The sequence below is a fragment of the Aeromonas sp. MaB10011B genome (assembly GCF_017939325.1).
Taxonomy (GTDB): Bacteria; Pseudomonadota; Gammaproteobacteria; order Enterobacterales; family Aeromonadaceae; genus Aeromonas; species Aeromonas caviae.
On sequence record NZ_JAGKRK010000017.1, the window covers coordinates 1 to 13838 of the forward strand.

The 13838-nt window shown below is 60.8% G+C and carries 16 protein-coding genes; 12 read left to right on the forward strand and 4 right to left on the reverse strand.

Annotated elements, in window-relative coordinates; all coding sequences use genetic code 11:
- Positions 1-141: 141 nt before the first annotated feature.
- The 4 genes from J9893_RS06945 to luxS are packed head-to-tail and all read left to right on the forward strand — an operon-like array spanning position 142 to position 3289.
- Positions 142-1764 (forward strand): NAD+ synthase, encoded by a 1623-nt coding sequence (locus J9893_RS06945; protein WP_210600309.1) that lies wholly within the window; start codon positions 142-144, stop codon positions 1762-1764.
- Positions 1765-1773: 9 nt separating this feature from the next.
- Entirely contained in the window at positions 1774-2112 is a 339-nt protein-coding gene (glnB, locus tag J9893_RS06950; RefSeq protein ID WP_005308848.1) for a nitrogen regulatory protein P-II, read from the forward strand.
- A gap of 46 nt (positions 2113-2158) precedes the next feature.
- Positions 2159-2761, forward strand: coding sequence for a transglycosylase SLT domain-containing protein (locus J9893_RS06955; RefSeq protein WP_104451881.1), 603 nt, complete (start codon positions 2159-2161; stop codon positions 2759-2761).
- 18 nt (positions 2762-2779) lie between these two features.
- Complete coding sequence (gene luxS / locus J9893_RS06960; RefSeq protein WP_104451880.1) at positions 2780-3289, forward strand: S-ribosylhomocysteine lyase; 510 nt, start codon at positions 2780-2782, stop codon at positions 3287-3289.
- Positions 3290-3350: 61 nt separating this feature from the next.
- Here luxS and J9893_RS06965 read toward each other — a convergent pair whose 3' ends face one another.
- Positions 3351-4373, reverse strand: a complete 1023-nt coding sequence (locus J9893_RS06965) for a GGDEF domain-containing protein (protein WP_210600311.1) — start codon at positions 4371-4373, stop codon at positions 3351-3353.
- 133 nt (positions 4374-4506) lie between these two features.
- On the opposite strand from J9893_RS06965, the gene rnr reads away from it, so the two are divergent.
- The 4 genes from rnr to J9893_RS06985 all read left to right on the forward strand — a co-directional run bounded on the left by rnr (position 4507) and on the right by J9893_RS06985 (position 8830).
- Positions 4507-6900: a ribonuclease R gene (gene rnr, locus J9893_RS06970; protein WP_010673114.1), complete on the forward strand. Its 2394-nt coding sequence runs from the start codon at positions 4507-4509 to the stop codon at positions 6898-6900.
- Complete coding sequence (gene rlmB, locus J9893_RS06975) at positions 6897-7646, forward strand: 23S rRNA (guanosine(2251)-2'-O)-methyltransferase RlmB (protein WP_041214488.1); 750 nt, start codon at positions 6897-6899, stop codon at positions 7644-7646. The genes rnr and rlmB overlap by 4 nt, the downstream gene beginning before the upstream one ends.
- A 7-nt stretch (positions 7647-7653) precedes the next feature.
- Entirely contained in the window at positions 7654-8223 is a 570-nt protein-coding gene (locus J9893_RS06980; protein WP_210600313.1) for a Crp/Fnr family transcriptional regulator, read from the forward strand.
- Between the two features lie 151 nt (positions 8224-8374).
- Positions 8375-8830: a GNAT family N-acetyltransferase gene (locus tag J9893_RS06985; protein ID WP_049636452.1), complete on the forward strand. Its 456-nt coding sequence runs from the start codon at positions 8375-8377 to the stop codon at positions 8828-8830.
- A 187-nt stretch (positions 8831-9017) separates the two neighbouring features.
- Here the strand turns inward: J9893_RS06985 and J9893_RS06990 are convergent, their stop codons facing one another.
- Positions 9018-9866 (reverse strand): hypothetical protein, encoded by an 849-nt coding sequence (locus J9893_RS06990; RefSeq protein ID WP_210600314.1) that lies wholly within the window; start codon positions 9864-9866, stop codon positions 9018-9020.
- Positions 9867-9965: 99 nt separating this feature from the next.
- Positions 9966-11189, reverse strand: coding sequence for an Nramp family divalent metal transporter (locus tag J9893_RS06995; protein ID WP_210600316.1), 1224 nt, complete (start codon positions 11187-11189; stop codon positions 9966-9968).
- Between the two features lie 236 nt (positions 11190-11425).
- On the opposite strand from J9893_RS06995, the gene rpsF reads away from it, so the two are divergent.
- From rpsF to J9893_RS07015, 4 genes are all read left to right on the forward strand, one after another.
- Positions 11426-11812 (forward strand): 30S ribosomal protein S6, encoded by a 387-nt coding sequence (gene rpsF, locus J9893_RS07000; protein ID WP_005331771.1) that lies wholly within the window; start codon positions 11426-11428, stop codon positions 11810-11812.
- 32 nt (positions 11813-11844) lie between these two features.
- The gene (gene rpsR, locus J9893_RS07005) at positions 11845-12075 is read left to right on the forward strand and encodes a 30S ribosomal protein S18 (protein WP_005313392.1); all 231 of its coding nucleotides are present in this window, start codon (positions 11845-11847) and stop codon (positions 12073-12075) included.
- A 52-nt stretch (positions 12076-12127) separates the two neighbouring features.
- On the forward strand, positions 12128-12574 hold the full coding sequence (rplI, locus tag J9893_RS07010) for a 50S ribosomal protein L9 (protein WP_010673120.1): 447 nt from the start codon (positions 12128-12130) through the stop codon (positions 12572-12574).
- Positions 12575-12675: 101 nt separating this feature from the next.
- The gene (locus J9893_RS07015) at positions 12676-13419 is read left to right on the forward strand and encodes a ferredoxin--NADP reductase (RefSeq protein WP_210600317.1); all 744 of its coding nucleotides are present in this window, start codon (positions 12676-12678) and stop codon (positions 13417-13419) included.
- Positions 13420-13473: 54 nt separating this feature from the next.
- Here J9893_RS07015 and J9893_RS07020 read toward each other — a convergent pair whose 3' ends face one another.
- Positions 13474-13818 carry a hypothetical protein gene (locus tag J9893_RS07020; protein ID WP_010673122.1) on the reverse strand — a complete coding sequence of 115 codons (345 nt, stop codon included), beginning with the start codon at positions 13816-13818 and terminating at the stop codon, positions 13474-13476.
- Positions 13819-13838: the final 20 nt, after the last annotated feature.

A 13838-nucleotide genomic window follows, 5' to 3' on the forward strand; every position in this document is an offset into this window, starting at 1 on the left:
CGAAGGCCTGTCGTTCCGTTACTATCTACAGCTTATCCTTCCCGCTGGTTGCTGTCACACGGTTACGCCTGTCTTGAACTGGCAGATTGCCCCCCTTTTCTTTATCATTCCCCATCATTTTCGAATTCAAGATGCATCGCCATGGCAAAAGCCCTCTCTCTGATGCTTGCCCAGTTGAATCTGACGGTAGGCGCCATCGAAGATAACACTGACAAAGTGCTCGCTGCGGCCGCTCAGGCCGAACAGCAAGGTGCCGATCTGCTGGTTTGCTCCGAGCTGGCCCTGACCGGCTATCCACCAGAAGATCTGTTGCTGCGCGCCGACCTGATGATCCGGGTCGAAGCCGCTCTGTCCCGCATCGCGGCATGGCAGGGCCAATGTGCCATTCTGGTGGGCCACCCTTGGCGCGAAGAGGGGGCGCTTTACAATACGGCGTCTCTCTATGAGCGTGGGCAACTGCGGGCACGTTATTTCAAACAGGACTTGCCCAACTACGGGGTGTTCGACGAGAAGCGCTACTTCACTGCGGCGACCGATACCTGTGTGGTGCCGTTCCGTGGCCATCAGCTGGGTTTGCTCATCTGCGAAGATCTCTGGCAGCCGGGTCCGGCGCTGGCCGCCAAGGCGGCGGGGGCCGAGCTGCTGCTCACCATCAATGCCTCTCCTTATGATCAGGAAAAACCCTGGATCCGCCGCGAGCTGATGGCCGAGCGCTGCGATCAGACCGGCCTGCCGCTCATCTACCTCAACCAGGTATGCGGCCAGGACGAGCTGATTTTCGACGGCTGCTCCAAGGTGCTCAGTAGCCAGGGCGAGTTGACTCACAAGCTGGCCCCGTTTGCCGAAGAGCTGGCGCTGGTACGTTTTGCTGATGGCCAGCCAGTGAAAGAGTGTGAACCGGCTGCGCCGCTTGAGCCGTTGGCAGAGACCTATCAGGCGCTGGTGCTGGCAGTGCGCGACTATGTCGCCAAGAACGGCTTTCACGGCGCTGTGCTGGGTCTCTCCGGCGGCATCGACTCGGCGCTGACCCTGGCCATCGCGGCCGATGCCATCGGGGCCGACAAGGTGCAGGCGGTGATGATGCCGTTCCGCTACACAGCACAGATGAGTGTGGAAGATGCCAAGGAGCAGGCTGAGCGGATGGGGGTTGAGTTCAACATCATCTCCATCGAGCCGATGTTCGAAGGATTTATGACCCAGCTGGCGCCGTTGTTTGAAGGTACCGCCCGCGATACCACCGAAGAGAACCTGCAGGCCCGCTGCCGCGGTGTGTTGCTGATGGCGCTCTCCAACAAACGTCGTCGCATCGTTCTGACCACCGGCAACAAGAGCGAAATGGCGGTCGGTTATGCCACGCTGTACGGCGACATGGCGGGTGGCTTTGATGTGCTCAAGGACGTCCCCAAGACGCTGGTCTTCAAACTGTGCGAATATCGCAACTCGGTTGACTACGTGATCCCGCAGCGGGTTATCGACCGCCCCCCTTCGGCAGAATTGGCGCCGGATCAGGTGGATCAGGACAGCCTGCCCCCGTACGACATCCTCGATGCCATCCTCAAGCGTTATGTGGAAGAGGATGCGTCCGTGGCCGACATGGTGGCAGAAGGCTTCGAGGAAGCGGTGGTGCGCAAGGTGATCCGGCTGGTGGATCTCAACGAATACAAGCGCCGTCAGGCGGCGGTCGGGCCCCGCATTACGGCTCGCAACTTTGGTAAGGATCGCCGTTACCCCATTACATCCGGGTTCGGCAAACAGAACTGGTAAGGAGTCACCATGAAGAAGATTGAAGCCATCATCAAACCGTTCAAGCTGGACGATGTGCGCGAGGCCCTGGCCGAGATCGGCATCAACGGCATGACCGTATCCGAAGTCAAAGGCTTCGGCCGCCAGAAGGGCCATACCGAGCTCTATCGCGGCGCCGAATATATGGTCGACTTCCTGCCGAAAGTGAAGGTGGAGCTGGTGGTGCAGGACGAGGATCTCGATGCCTGCCTGGAAGCCATCCAGAACACAGCGCGTACCGGCAAGATCGGTGATGGCAAGATCTTCGTCTGCGAGGTGGAGCGCGTCATTCGTATTCGTACTGGTGAAGAGAACGAAGACGCGATCTGATGTGGTGGATGTGCCCTGTGATGAACAGCAAGAGTCTGTCGCTCTGATGTCGTTTTACCGTATCGGGGTCGTGGCGGCGTGCTTGATGGCACTCACCGCGTGCAGCACCCGGCCGCCGGCCCAGCCGGAAAACCTGTGCCAGATCTTTCGGGAGAAACCCGAATGGCACGAGGCGGCGCTCAAGATGAACGAGAAGTGGGGGACACCTGTCCAGGTAGTGATGGCCATGATGTACCAGGAGTCCTCCTTCGTGCATGATGCCCAGCCGCCGATGCAGTATTTCCTCTTCATCCCCACCGGGCGGGCCAGTTCAGCCTACGGCTATGCCCAGGTGAAAGACGAAACCTGGGCCGACTATCAGCGGGAAACCGGCAACGGCTGGAGCGATCGCGACGACTTTGCCGACGCCATCGATTTCATGGGCTGGTACACTCACAAGGCACAGCGGCTCAACGGCACGTCCAAGTGGGATGCCTATGGCCAGTATCTCAATTATCACGAAGGCTGGGGGGGCTACCGACGTGGCAGCTACCGCAGCAAGGGATGGCTGCTGAAGGTCTCCCGCAAGGTGGAGGCCCGTGCCCAGCGCTACGGTGCCCAGTATCGACAATGCAAGGATCAGCTCTCCAGCGGGGGCTGGTTCTGGTAACCAAATCAGGAGTCAGAAATGCCGTTATTGGACAGTTTTACCGTCGACCATACCCGCATGGCCGCCCCGGCAGTGCGAGTGGCGAAGACCATGCAGACCCCGAACAAGGACACCATCACCGTGTTCGACCTGCGTTTCTGCGTGCCGAACGAGGAGATCCTCTCCGAGCGCGGCATCCATACCCTGGAGCATCTTTTTGCCGGCTTCATGCGTGATCATCTCAATGGGAATGGGGTGGAGATCATCGACATCTCTCCCATGGGTTGCCGCACCGGCTTCTACATGAGCCTGATCGGTGCGCCGGATGAAGCCCGTGTTGGCGCTGCCTGGCAGGCCGCCATGAGCGACGTGCTGACCGTGCAGGATCAGGGCAAGATCCCCGAGCTGAACGAATACCAGTGCGGTACTTACAGAATGCATTCGCTGGAAGAGGCCCATGCCATCGCCCGCCATGTGCTGGAGCGCGGTATCGGTGTCAACCACAATGACGAGCTGGCCCTGCCGGAAGAGAAGCTGAAAAGCCTCTGATCCCGAGAAGGGAAGCATGAAAAAGGCCGGTCAATGACCGGCCTTTTTGCATCTGGTGGGATCAGGAGGGCAGTGGCATCACCCGATTGCGCCCCAGCTCCTTGGCCTTGTAGAGCAGCTTGTCGGTTCGCTCGATCAGGGTGTCTGCCGTCTCCTGAGAGATGTATTCCCCCACGCCGAACGAGGCGGTGATGTGATCGATGCGTCGCCCGGATTTGCGATCCAGAATCGACATCCGCTCGATGACGCGACGCAGGCTCTCGGCCATCTGGCGGGTCAGCGCCAGGGCGCGGTTTGGCACCAAGAGGGCAAACTCCTCACCCCCCAGGCGATAGGCGGTTATGCCCTCCTTGCTGGCCTCTCGCAGCCGCTTGCCGACGATGCGCAGCACCTGGTCCCCCAGCAGATGTCCATATTCGTCGTTGAAGTTCTTGAAGCGATCGATATCGGTCAGGATCAGCGAGAAGGGCTGCTTGCTGCGAATGAGGCTGTCCATCTCGAGATCGAAGGCGCGTCGATTGAGCAGAGACGTGAGCGGGTCCTCGGTGGCCAGCTTCCTCGTCTCGTTCAGGGCCTGTTTCAGCTCCTTGATCTCTTTCTCGGCGCTGCTGAGCTGGTTGCGAAAGTGGAGGGTGGACATGCGTACGTCACGCGACTCGCGCACGAGATCCCGCAGGATCCCCATGGTGTCTTCCAGGCTGAGCCCCTCGTCGTCTATCTTGCTCAGCTTGTCGAAACTCTTGTCGAGCATCTCCTGAAACAGCCCGGTATCGGAGATGGCATCCTGCATCGAGTGACTCAGCTCGCTGGCCATGGCGGCCAGATTGAGTTTCATCGCCTCGATCTGCTGCTCGTCCTGGGCCGCAAGGTGCTGGTGGTAGAGCCGCTCACAGGTGGTCAGGGAGAAGGTCCCCTGTTGTTTTATCGCCTGATCGACGGCATGGTTGAGTTCGGGCATGTCGCCGGAGACATAGCTGTACCAAAGGTGATAGTTGTTCGGCGTGGTGGGAATTTGATACTTGATCATCAGGGGAACCGCCTGTTTCAAATAGGCGGCAGATTGGGCGAACGAGTCCTTGCTCATGAGTTCCGAGTCTCACATACCTGCAAACTGTGTCCAGTATGACAGAGAGAATGGCCAAAAGGCAGTCGATGGATGCCATTAGCTCCCCCCTCCGATATAATGTCTGCGTTATTACCTACCCTAAGGCCTGCTTATGTCTCAAAAAGATCCTTTCCTCCAACGCGAGGCCGAAAAATACGAAAACCCCATCGCCAGTCGCGAGATGCTGCTGGAGCTCATCAAGGGCCATGAGAAACCCATGTCCCGGGAAGAGCTGGCCAAGGTCCTCAAGCTGACCGATGAAGAGCCGTTGGAAGCCTTGCGACGTCGTCTGCGCGCCATGGAGCGCGACGGGCAGCTCGTGTTCACCCGCAACCAATGTTACGCCCTGCCGGATCGCCTGAATCTGGTCAAAGGCTATGTGCTTGGCCACAAAGATGGATTCGGTTTTCTGCGCCCCGAGGGTGGTGGAGCGGATCTCTTCCTGAACAACCGCGAGATGCAGCGCCTGATGCATGGCGACTATGCCCTGGTGCAGCCGACCGAGATCGATCGCAAGGGTCGTCAGGAAGCGCGTCTGGTGCGCCTGCTCAAATCCCGCGAGGCGGACATCGTCGGTCGTTACTTCGTCGAGAACGGCGTCGGTTTCGTGGTACCCGATGACAGCCGCATCGGCCAGGACATCATCATCCCGGAAGGGGAGAACAAGGGGGCTCGCCAGAGCCAGGTCGTGGTCGTGCGCATCAACCAGCGCGCCACTGCCCGCTTCAATGCGGTCGGCACCGTCTTGGAAGTCCTGGGTGAGAACATGGCGCCCGGCATGGAGATCGAGATCGCCCTGCGTACCCACGGCATTCCGCACACCTGGCCGGAAGAGGTGACCAAGGAGGTCGCCGGTCTCGGCGAGCAGGTGCCTGAGAAGGCCAAAGAGGGTCGCATCGATCTGCGCGCCCTGCCGCTGGTGACCATCGACGGGGAAGACGCCCGCGACTTTGATGACGCCGTCTTCTGTGAAGCCAAGCGCGGTGGTGGCTGGCGCCTGTGGGTCGCCATCGCGGACGTTTCGGCTTATGTGAAACCGGGCACGGCCCTCGATACCGAAGCCTATCAGCGCGGCAACTCGGTCTACTTCCCCGAGTTCGTGGTGCCCATGCTGCCGGAGGTGCTCTCCAATGGTCTGTGTTCCCTAAACCCGCAGGTCGACCGGCTCTGCATGGTGTGCGAGATGACCATCTCCGCCGCCGGCCGCATGTCCGGCTACAAGTTCTACGAAGCGGTAATGAACTCCCACGCTCGCCTGACCTACACCAAGGTAGCGGCGATCCTGGACGGGGATCCCAAGCTGCGTCAGCAGTATGATCCGCTGGTGGGCCACATCGAGGAGCTGAGCAACCTCTACAAGGCGCTCAAGCATGCTCGCCATCAACGCGGTGCGGTGGAGTTCGAGAGCGAGGAGACCCGCTTTATCTTCAACGCCCAGCGCAAGATCGACCGTATCGTACCGCTGGTGCGCAATGACGCCCACAAGATCATCGAAGAGTGCATGATCCAGGCGAACGTGGCGGCCGCCCGCTACATCGAGAAGAACGAGGCCGCCGCCCTGTTCCGGGTGCACGACCGCCCGGGCGAGGAGCGCCTCACCGGCTTCCGCGACTTCCTGGCCGAACTGGGTCTGGAGCTCAAGGGGGGCCTGGAGCCCGAGCCGAAGGACTTTGCCGACCTGGCCGCCAAATTCGAAGGGCGCCCGGATGCGGAATTGCTCTCCACCATGCTGCTGCGCTCCATGCGTCAGGCCATCTATCAGGCCGACAACATCGGTCACTTCGGCTTGGCCCTGAAGTCCTACGCTCACTTCACCTCGCCAATCCGTCGCTACCCGGATCTCATCCTGCACCGGGCGATCAAGTATCAGACCGCCAAGGAGCAGCAGGGCAACCTGCGCCACAAGTGGACCCCGAGCGGTGGCTACCACTACCAGCTGGAAGAAGTGGACCCCATGGGCGAGCACTGCTCCATGACGGAGCGCCGTGCCGATGATGCCACCCGCGACGTGGCAGACTGGCTCAAGTGCGAGTACATGCTGGATCACGTGGGTGACGAGTTTGACGGCGTCATCGCCAGCGTCACCGGTTTTGGCTTCTTCGTGCGTCTGGCGGAGATCCACATCGACGGTCTGGTGCACGTCAGCACCCTCACCAACGACTACTACCAGTTCGACCCGCTGCACCAGCAGCTGATCGGCGAGAACTTCCGCCGTCGCTATCGTCTGGGTGACAAGGTGCGGGTCAAGGTGATGGGCGTGAACCTGGACGATCGCAAGATCGACTTCGTGATGGTGGAAGAGCCCCTCAAGGCCACCGGCAAGAACGCCAAGGAGATGGCGCGCAAGCAGGCCGAGATCAAGAAAGAGAAGGCTAAGAGCGCCCAGCGCCACGAGAAACGCAAAGAGGGCAAGGAGAGCGGTAAATCCGACAAGGGTGGCCGTGCCAAGCCCAGCAACAGACGACCGAGCAAAAAGGCTCGCGACAAGGCCAAGAGCACTAAATGAGTACTGAACTGATCTACGGCATTCACGCCGTCTCCGCGCTGCTGGAGCGCACCCCCGAGCGCTTCATCGAGGTGTGGGCTCTCAAGGGCCGCGATGACGAGCGGCTGCATCCCCTGCTGGCCGAGCTGGAGTCCCTCGGCATCAGGGTGCAGAGCGTGAACCGCAAGACGCTGGATGACAAGGCGGAAGGCAACAATCACCAGGGCATCATGGCCAAGGTGATTGAAGCGCCCAAGCTGGCCGAGCACGACCTGGCCAGCCTGCTGGACGGTCTGGCGGCGCAAGAGACAGCGCCCTTCCTGCTGGTACTGGACGGGGTGACCGATCCGCACAATCTCGGCGCCTGTCTGCGCAGTGCCGATGCGGCCGGGGTGCATGCGGTGATCGTGCCGCGGGACAAGGCCACAGGCCTCACGTCCGTGGTGCGCAAGGTCGCCTGTGGCGCTGCCGAAGTGGTGCCGCTCATCCAGGTCACCAACCTGGCCCGCAGCCTGCGCGAGTTGCAGGAGCGCGGCGTCTGGATCGTGGGTACCGCCGGCGAGGCGGATCACGATCTTTATCAGGCCAAACTCACCGGTCCCATGGCGCTGGTGATGGGGGCCGAAGGCAAGGGGATGCGCCGCCTGACCCGCGAACATTGCGACGAGCTGGTGAGCATCCCCATGGCGGGGGCGGTATCCAGCCTCAACGTCTCGGTGGCGAGCGGTGTCTGCCTGTTCGAAGCCGTGCGCCAGCGCCGCGTCTGACAAGACGATGACCGACAGACCCCCCTTTGTCTGGGAACGGGTTGCAGATGAGCAGGAGGCCGAGCGCCTCCTCTCTTTTGTCCGCTCCCTGACCTTGCCCCCTCGCACCAGCCTCTGGCATGCCGGTGACAGTCCGGCGCTGCTGGTCAGGGTGGAGGAGGGGTTGTTGCGGGCCAAGGTAGTGCTGGCGGATGGCCGCGAGTACATCAAGGAGTTCTATTGGGAGGGGGACGAGTTTATCGACTTCCACCACCTGCTCAGTGGTGAGCCCGCCCGCTACAGTGTGGAGGCGCTGGAGCCTTGCCGATTGCAGCTTCTTCCGCTGGCGGATCTGCGCCGACTCCCTTGCTGGCCCGCCTGGTATCACCATCTCCTTGAAGTGCAACTGCGCATCAAGGAGGAGAAAGAGCTGTTGCTGCTGACCGGGGGCCCAGAGGCGCGCTATCAGCATTTTCTGCGAAGCTTCCCCGCGCTGGATGCCAGGGTTCCGGATCACCAGATTGCCGCCTATCTGGGGATCACCCCCATCAGCCTGAGCCGCATCCGCAGGCGGCTGAAAACGCGCGATCAGGGTTGAGCCAGAAGGGATTGCCGATGAACCTGGGCAGAGATCGGCTCTTTGCCGGCCATGTCCGCATTGGATGAGAAGGGGGGCAACTTAACCAAGGTTAATGCCCCTCGTCGGGAGCAAGATTATGCTGTCAGACCCCATTAAACAGGAGTCATTCATGAACTGGAGTATGAAATCCTGGTCCGAGCTGACCACGGATGAATTGTATGAGCTGCTTGCCCTGCGCGCCGAGGTGTTCGTGGTGGAGCAGACCTGTCCCTTCCAGGATCTGGACGGGCTGGATCGCCGTGACGGCGTGCTGCATCTGCTCGGTCGTGAGGGGGATCACCTGGCGGCCTATGCCCGCATCATGGCACCCGGCATTGGTGATGACAGCGGCGCCGCCATCGGCCGCGTGGTCACCTCTCCCACGTCGCGGGGGGGCGGACTGGGTCACCGCCTGCTGGCGCAAGCGGTCAGAGAGTGCGAGGCACGCTGGCCTGCACACAGCATCTGGCTCGGTGCACAGGCCCACCTGCAAGGTTTTTACGGCCAGCATGGTTTCGTGGCCGAAGGGGAAGGGTATCTGGAAGATGACATCCCTCACATGGGGATGCGAAGGGAGCCTGCCTGACATCGTCAGGCGCCAGGAAAGGGGCAAGTGGCCCCTCACCCGTGGGGCATCGCATGGTTTTTTGCTACCCCGTGGCCATGGGGTCGTCAGACCGGGGTGAGATATCGCCGCACTGATCTGCCTGCGGTCTCTCTGTCGGGACACCGCCCCGGTCAGGGCGGTGCGGCATCAGGAGGGCTGGGGTGGTTCAGGGGGTGACCCGGGTGGTGAGGGTTAATCCCTCTTCACTGGAGGCCAGCGTTACCTGAACCTGGCCCAACTCGGTCAGACTGCCCACATGGGTGCCGCCACAGGGAATGGTGATCTCCCGACCCTCCAGCATGCCATGCCAGTAGCGGGAATCGATGATGGCCTCACCGGCCCGGCTGCGGCGGATCTCGCCTCCCTCTTTGAGCCAGCGCATCAGCTGCTCGTTGACCTGGAGCGCTATCCTGTCGAGGTCGGCCAGCAGTGCCTCGCTGTTAATTCCCTTTTTTCGAAGGCTCTTGCCGATCCGGTACTGCTCCTTTGATCCTCTGGGCTCGACCCGGGAGTGCTGGATGGCGAGGCGGTCGAAATCCGGCTGCCCGAGAGCGTCCAGCTCGCTTGTCTCCTTTCGCCAATAGGGCGTGAGCGCCCGATTGAGGGCCAGTGCCACCAGGTGGCAGGCGCTGTGGCCCAGGCTCAGGGCATGGCGAGCCTCGGCATCCACTGTCAGTTCCACAGGCGAGCCAATGGCAAGGTGATGGGAACCGGCGAGGGGATGCACCACCACGAAAGCCCACCCATCCGCCCCCCGCTTGACCGGAATCTCCGTATCCACGAACAGCTCGCCCTCGGGACTGATGGCGCCCATGCGGCAGGGGCCCACGGCCGCTTCCCCCCCTTCCCAGCGCACTGTGCCCACGTCACCGGGTTGATCGGGCCAGAGGTGGCTCTGGGGATGAAAGGGGGTGAGGTCGGTGACCAGCAGGGTCGGATCCCCCTGTTTGCAACAGACGACGCTGGCCTGTTCCTGATGGTGGCCCAGTACGAAGCTGGCTCGGGTATGTTCCATGGCGGGCTCCCGCAACGAGATGATGAGAAGGGAAAGGGGCAGCATACGCGAAAGTGCGAAAAGGCTCATCAACCCGGGTCAATGAGCCTCAAGATGGCGTTAGAGGGTGGTGACCAGCAGATAGGCATTGAGGCCGATCACCAGGGCGACGATGAGACGCCCCACGGCCTGGGTGACGGGGTGATTGCGATGTGCCCCCATCAGGGCGCGATCACCGGTCAGGATCAGCAGCGGAATAAGGGCGAGGGCGATGCCGAAGCTCAGCACTACCTGGCTCAGCACCAGAATTTCCGTGGTGTTGAGACCCATGGCGATCACCACGAAGGCGGGAGCCATGGTGATGGCTCGGCGCAGCCAGAGCGGAATGGTGAAGCGCACGAAGCCCTGCATCACCACTTGCCCCGCCAGCGTTCCCACCACGGTGGAGGAGATGCCGGAGGCGACCAGGGAGAGGCCGAACAGGGTGGCGGCTGCCGGGCCCAGCAGGGGCGTGAGGGTCTGGTAGGCCGATTCCAGCTCGGCCACCTGCTGGTTGCCGGAACTGTGGAAGGCGGCCGCCGCCATGGCCATCATGGCCAGGTTGACGAAGCCGGCGATGGTCATGGCGATGGCCACGTCGACCCGGGTGCTGTGCAGTCGCTGGGTCACCGTGCCCTGCTCCTGGGTGTGCTGGGTCAGGGCCGAGTGGAGGTAGATGACATGGGGCATCACGGTGGCACCGAGCACGCCGGCGGCAAGATAGACAGCATCACCATTGGGGAGGCCGGGGAAGAGTGCCCCTTCCAGCAGGCTCGGCAGATGGGGGCGCGAGAAGATCAGCTCGACGATGTAGGCGGCGGCCACGAACAGCAGCAGGCCGCCCACCACGAACTCCAGCGGCTTCTGGCCGCGGGATTGAAGCATCAGGATCCCCCAGGTGACCACGGCGGTGATGCAGGCCCCTTCCAGCAGGGTGATGCCGAGCAGCAGCTTGAAGCCGACCGCAGCGCCGATGAACTCGGCGAGATCGGTGGCCATGGCGATGATCTCGGCCTGCACCCAATAGGCCCAGACTGCGGGCCTGGGCAGACGATCACGAATGTGTTCCGCCAGGTTCTTGCCAGTGACGATACCGAGCTTGGCCGAGAGGGTCTGCACCAGCATGGCCATCAGATTGGCCCACACCACTACCCACAGCAGTTGATAGCCGAAGGTGGAGCCGGCCTGGATGTTGGTCGCAAAATTGCCCGGGTCGATATAACCGATGGCGGCGATGAAGGCGGGGCCGAGCAGGGTCAGCTTGAATTTGCGGGCCGGGATGGCCCTGGTGAGCGCAGGTTGCATACTGTCATCCTCCGTGGGGATATGAGGAGAGTATGGATCTAAATGATAATTGTTATCAATTGACGTTTTGTATCGGGCTCATCGAGAAAAACATCTTGCTTCGCCAGTTGCAGTGGGAGAGGTGATTTCGTACAATACGCCGCCCTAGAAAGCAGCGTCTAAACATCACAATGTTCCTTGCCTCCGAGGTCTGGCTGCACCTGGGCGGAGGCTGAATTAATCCGTAAGGAGCTAAAATGCGTCATTACGAAATCGTCTTCATGGTTCATCCGGACCAGAGCGAGCAAGTACCTGGCATGATCGAGCGTTACACCGGCGCTATCACCACCGCTGGTGGTACCATTCATCGCCTGGAAGATTGGGGCCGTCGTCAACTGGCTTACCCGATCGACAAGCTGCACAAGGCTCACTACGTTCTGATGAACGTAGAAGCTGAACAGGCCGTTATCGATGAGCTGGAAACCAACTTCCGCTTCAACGATGCCGTTATCCGCAACATGATCATGCGCACCAAGCACGCCGTGACTGAAGTTTCTCCGATGGCCAAGGCCAAGGAAGAGCGCTTCACCCGTCGTGACGACGAGCGTCGCGAAGATGCTGTTGAAGCGTCTTCCGAAGAGTAATTCTTAGATCACCGCATTAGAGGATAAAGGCCATGGCACGTTATTTCCGTCGTCGTAAGTTCTGCCGCTTCACCGCCGAGAACGTTACCGAGATCGACTACAAAGATATCGTTACTCTGAAAAACTACGTCACTGAATCTGGCAAGATCGTACCGAGCCGTATCACCGGTACCCGCGCCAAGTATCAGCGTCAGCTGGCACGCGCCATCAAGCGTGCTCGTTACCTGGCTCTGCTGCCGTACACCGATCTGCACAACAAGTAAAAATCGGCCCGGCGCTTACGCCTAACTCAACGAAATTTATAGAGGAAAGGTAATGCAAGTTATCCTGCTCGATAAGATCGCCAAACTGGGCGGTCTGGGTGACCAAGTTTCCGTAAAAGCTGGTTATGCCCGTAACTACCTGATCCCGCAAGGCAAAGCTGTTATGGCCACCAAGGCCAACATCGAAGCCTTCGGTGCTCGTCGCGCTGAGCTGGAAGCCAAACTGGCTGCCAACAAGGCTGCTGCCGAAGAGCGCGCTGCCAAGCTGGGTGAGCTGGCTGCCGTTGTCATCGCCTCCAAGTCTGGCGACGAAGGCAAGCTGTTCGGTTCCATCGGTACCCGTGACGTGGCTGAAGCCATCACTGCTGCCGGCGTAGCCGTTGCCAAGAGCGAAGTCCGCATGGGCAACGTTCTGCGTAACACCGGTGAGTACGAAGTTGTTGTTCAGCTGCACGCTGACGTCAAAGCAACCGTACAAATCCAGGTTGTTGCTCTGTAATAGCGTTCCGCTCTTGCAGAAAAACCCGCGCACATGCGCGGGTTTTTTATTTTCAGATCAAGGGGTAAAGTGAAGGTCTGTTCCTCTGGAGGAGAACCTTTATGGCTGCCTGGGTCGAAGGTCGGGTCATCGAGCGCATCGAGTGGACACCCACCCTGCTCTCCCTGCGTGTGGAGGCGGAACTTGCCCCCTACAAGGCGGGTCAATTCACCAAGCTGGCCCTGGAGCAGGGCGAGCGTCGAGTCCAGCGTGCCTACTCCTTCGTCAATCCTCCCGGCACGCCCTATCACGAATTCTATCTGGTGGAGATCCCCGGCGGTGAACTGAGCCCCTCTCTCGGTTCCCTGCAGGTGGGCGACGGCCTGCTGGTGCAGTCCCAGGCCACCGGTTTCCTGACCCTGGATGAGATTCCCCCGGGACGGGATCTCTGGCTGCTCTCAACCGGCACCGCCATCGGCCCCTTCCTCGCCATGCTGGCAGAAGGACAGGTCTTCGACCGCTTCGAGCATCTGGTGCTGGTACATGGGGTGAGAAAAGGGGAAGAGCTCAGCTATCAGCCGCTTATCGCCAGTTTTGCCGAGCAGCATGGCGAGCGTTTTCGCTATGTTCCCTTCGTCAGTCGTGAGACCTGGCCGGGGACGATGGCAGGGCGTATCCCGGCAGCCATCGTCGATGGCAGCTTGCAGGCGAGGGTGGGGCTGAACTTCTCCCCCGAGTTGAGCCAGGTGATGATCTGCGGCAACCCCGCCATGGTGAAAGAGACTCAGCAGACCCTGCTCGGGCTGGGGCTTGCCAAGAACCTGCGTCGCGCCCCCGGCAATATCAGCATGGAAAACTACTGGTAGGGGACATGACTCCAGGGGCCGCAGGCCCCTCAACCATGTCCATGGGCATGCTGGTCAGTGTTTTTGGTGGCCGTTGCCGCCGTGCTTGTTCCTGGGCTTGTCATGGCCCTGACCCGGGTTGTTGCCACTGTGAATGCTGCGGTTGTAATGGTCGCGGTATTTTCCATCCATGTTGTCGCAGTTGAGCTGGATGCGGCTGGTCCGGGTGCTGACATCCAGGCAGTTGTGCTGCCACCACTCGTACTCCTTGTCGTCCCAATCCAGGCTTACCCGGCCCTGGTCGGTGGAGATCCGGATGTCGTCATCGTGTTTGGAAGGGGGGGCAGCAAAGGCCATTCCCTGAACCAGAAGCAGGGAGAGCAGCAGTGCGCCGCGGGAAGTCATGGTCATGTGGGTCATCGCATCAAGGCTCCTGTCAG

Coding starts and splice junctions, on each gene's coding strand:
- luxS (WP_104451880.1), top strand. CDS start 2,780: ATGCCGTTATTGGACAGTTTTACCGTCGACCATACCCGCATGGCCGCC.
- J9893_RS07015 (WP_210600317.1), top strand. CDS start 12,676: ATGGCTGCCTGGGTCGAAGGTCGGGTCATCGAGCGCATCGAGTGGACA.
- J9893_RS06990 (WP_210600314.1), bottom strand. CDS start 9,866: ATGGAACATACCCGAGCCAGCTTCGTACTGGGCCACCATCAGGAACAG.
- rnr (WP_010673114.1), top strand. CDS start 4,507: ATGTCTCAAAAAGATCCTTTCCTCCAACGCGAGGCCGAAAAATACGAA.
- J9893_RS06965 (WP_210600311.1), bottom strand. CDS start 4,373: ATGAGCAAGGACTCGTTCGCCCAATCTGCCGCCTATTTGAAACAGGCG.
- J9893_RS06955 (WP_104451881.1), top strand. CDS start 2,159: ATGTCGTTTTACCGTATCGGGGTCGTGGCGGCGTGCTTGATGGCACTC.
- J9893_RS07020 (WP_010673122.1), bottom strand. CDS start 13,818: ATGACCCACATGACCATGACTTCCCGCGGCGCACTGCTGCTCTCCCTG.
- J9893_RS06985 (WP_049636452.1), top strand. CDS start 8,375: ATGAACTGGAGTATGAAATCCTGGTCCGAGCTGACCACGGATGAATTG.
- rplI (WP_010673120.1), top strand. CDS start 12,128: ATGCAAGTTATCCTGCTCGATAAGATCGCCAAACTGGGCGGTCTGGGT.
- J9893_RS06945 (WP_210600309.1), top strand. CDS start 142: ATGGCAAAAGCCCTCTCTCTGATGCTTGCCCAGTTGAATCTGACGGTA.
- J9893_RS06995 (WP_210600316.1), bottom strand. CDS start 11,189: ATGCAACCTGCGCTCACCAGGGCCATCCCGGCCCGCAAATTCAAGCTG.
- J9893_RS06980 (WP_210600313.1), top strand. CDS start 7,654: ATGACCGACAGACCCCCCTTTGTCTGGGAACGGGTTGCAGATGAGCAG.
- glnB (WP_005308848.1), top strand. CDS start 1,774: ATGAAGAAGATTGAAGCCATCATCAAACCGTTCAAGCTGGACGATGTG.
- rlmB (WP_041214488.1), top strand. CDS start 6,897: ATGAGTACTGAACTGATCTACGGCATTCACGCCGTCTCCGCGCTGCTG.
- rpsF (WP_005331771.1), top strand. CDS start 11,426: ATGCGTCATTACGAAATCGTCTTCATGGTTCATCCGGACCAGAGCGAG.
- rpsR (WP_005313392.1), top strand. CDS start 11,845: ATGGCACGTTATTTCCGTCGTCGTAAGTTCTGCCGCTTCACCGCCGAG.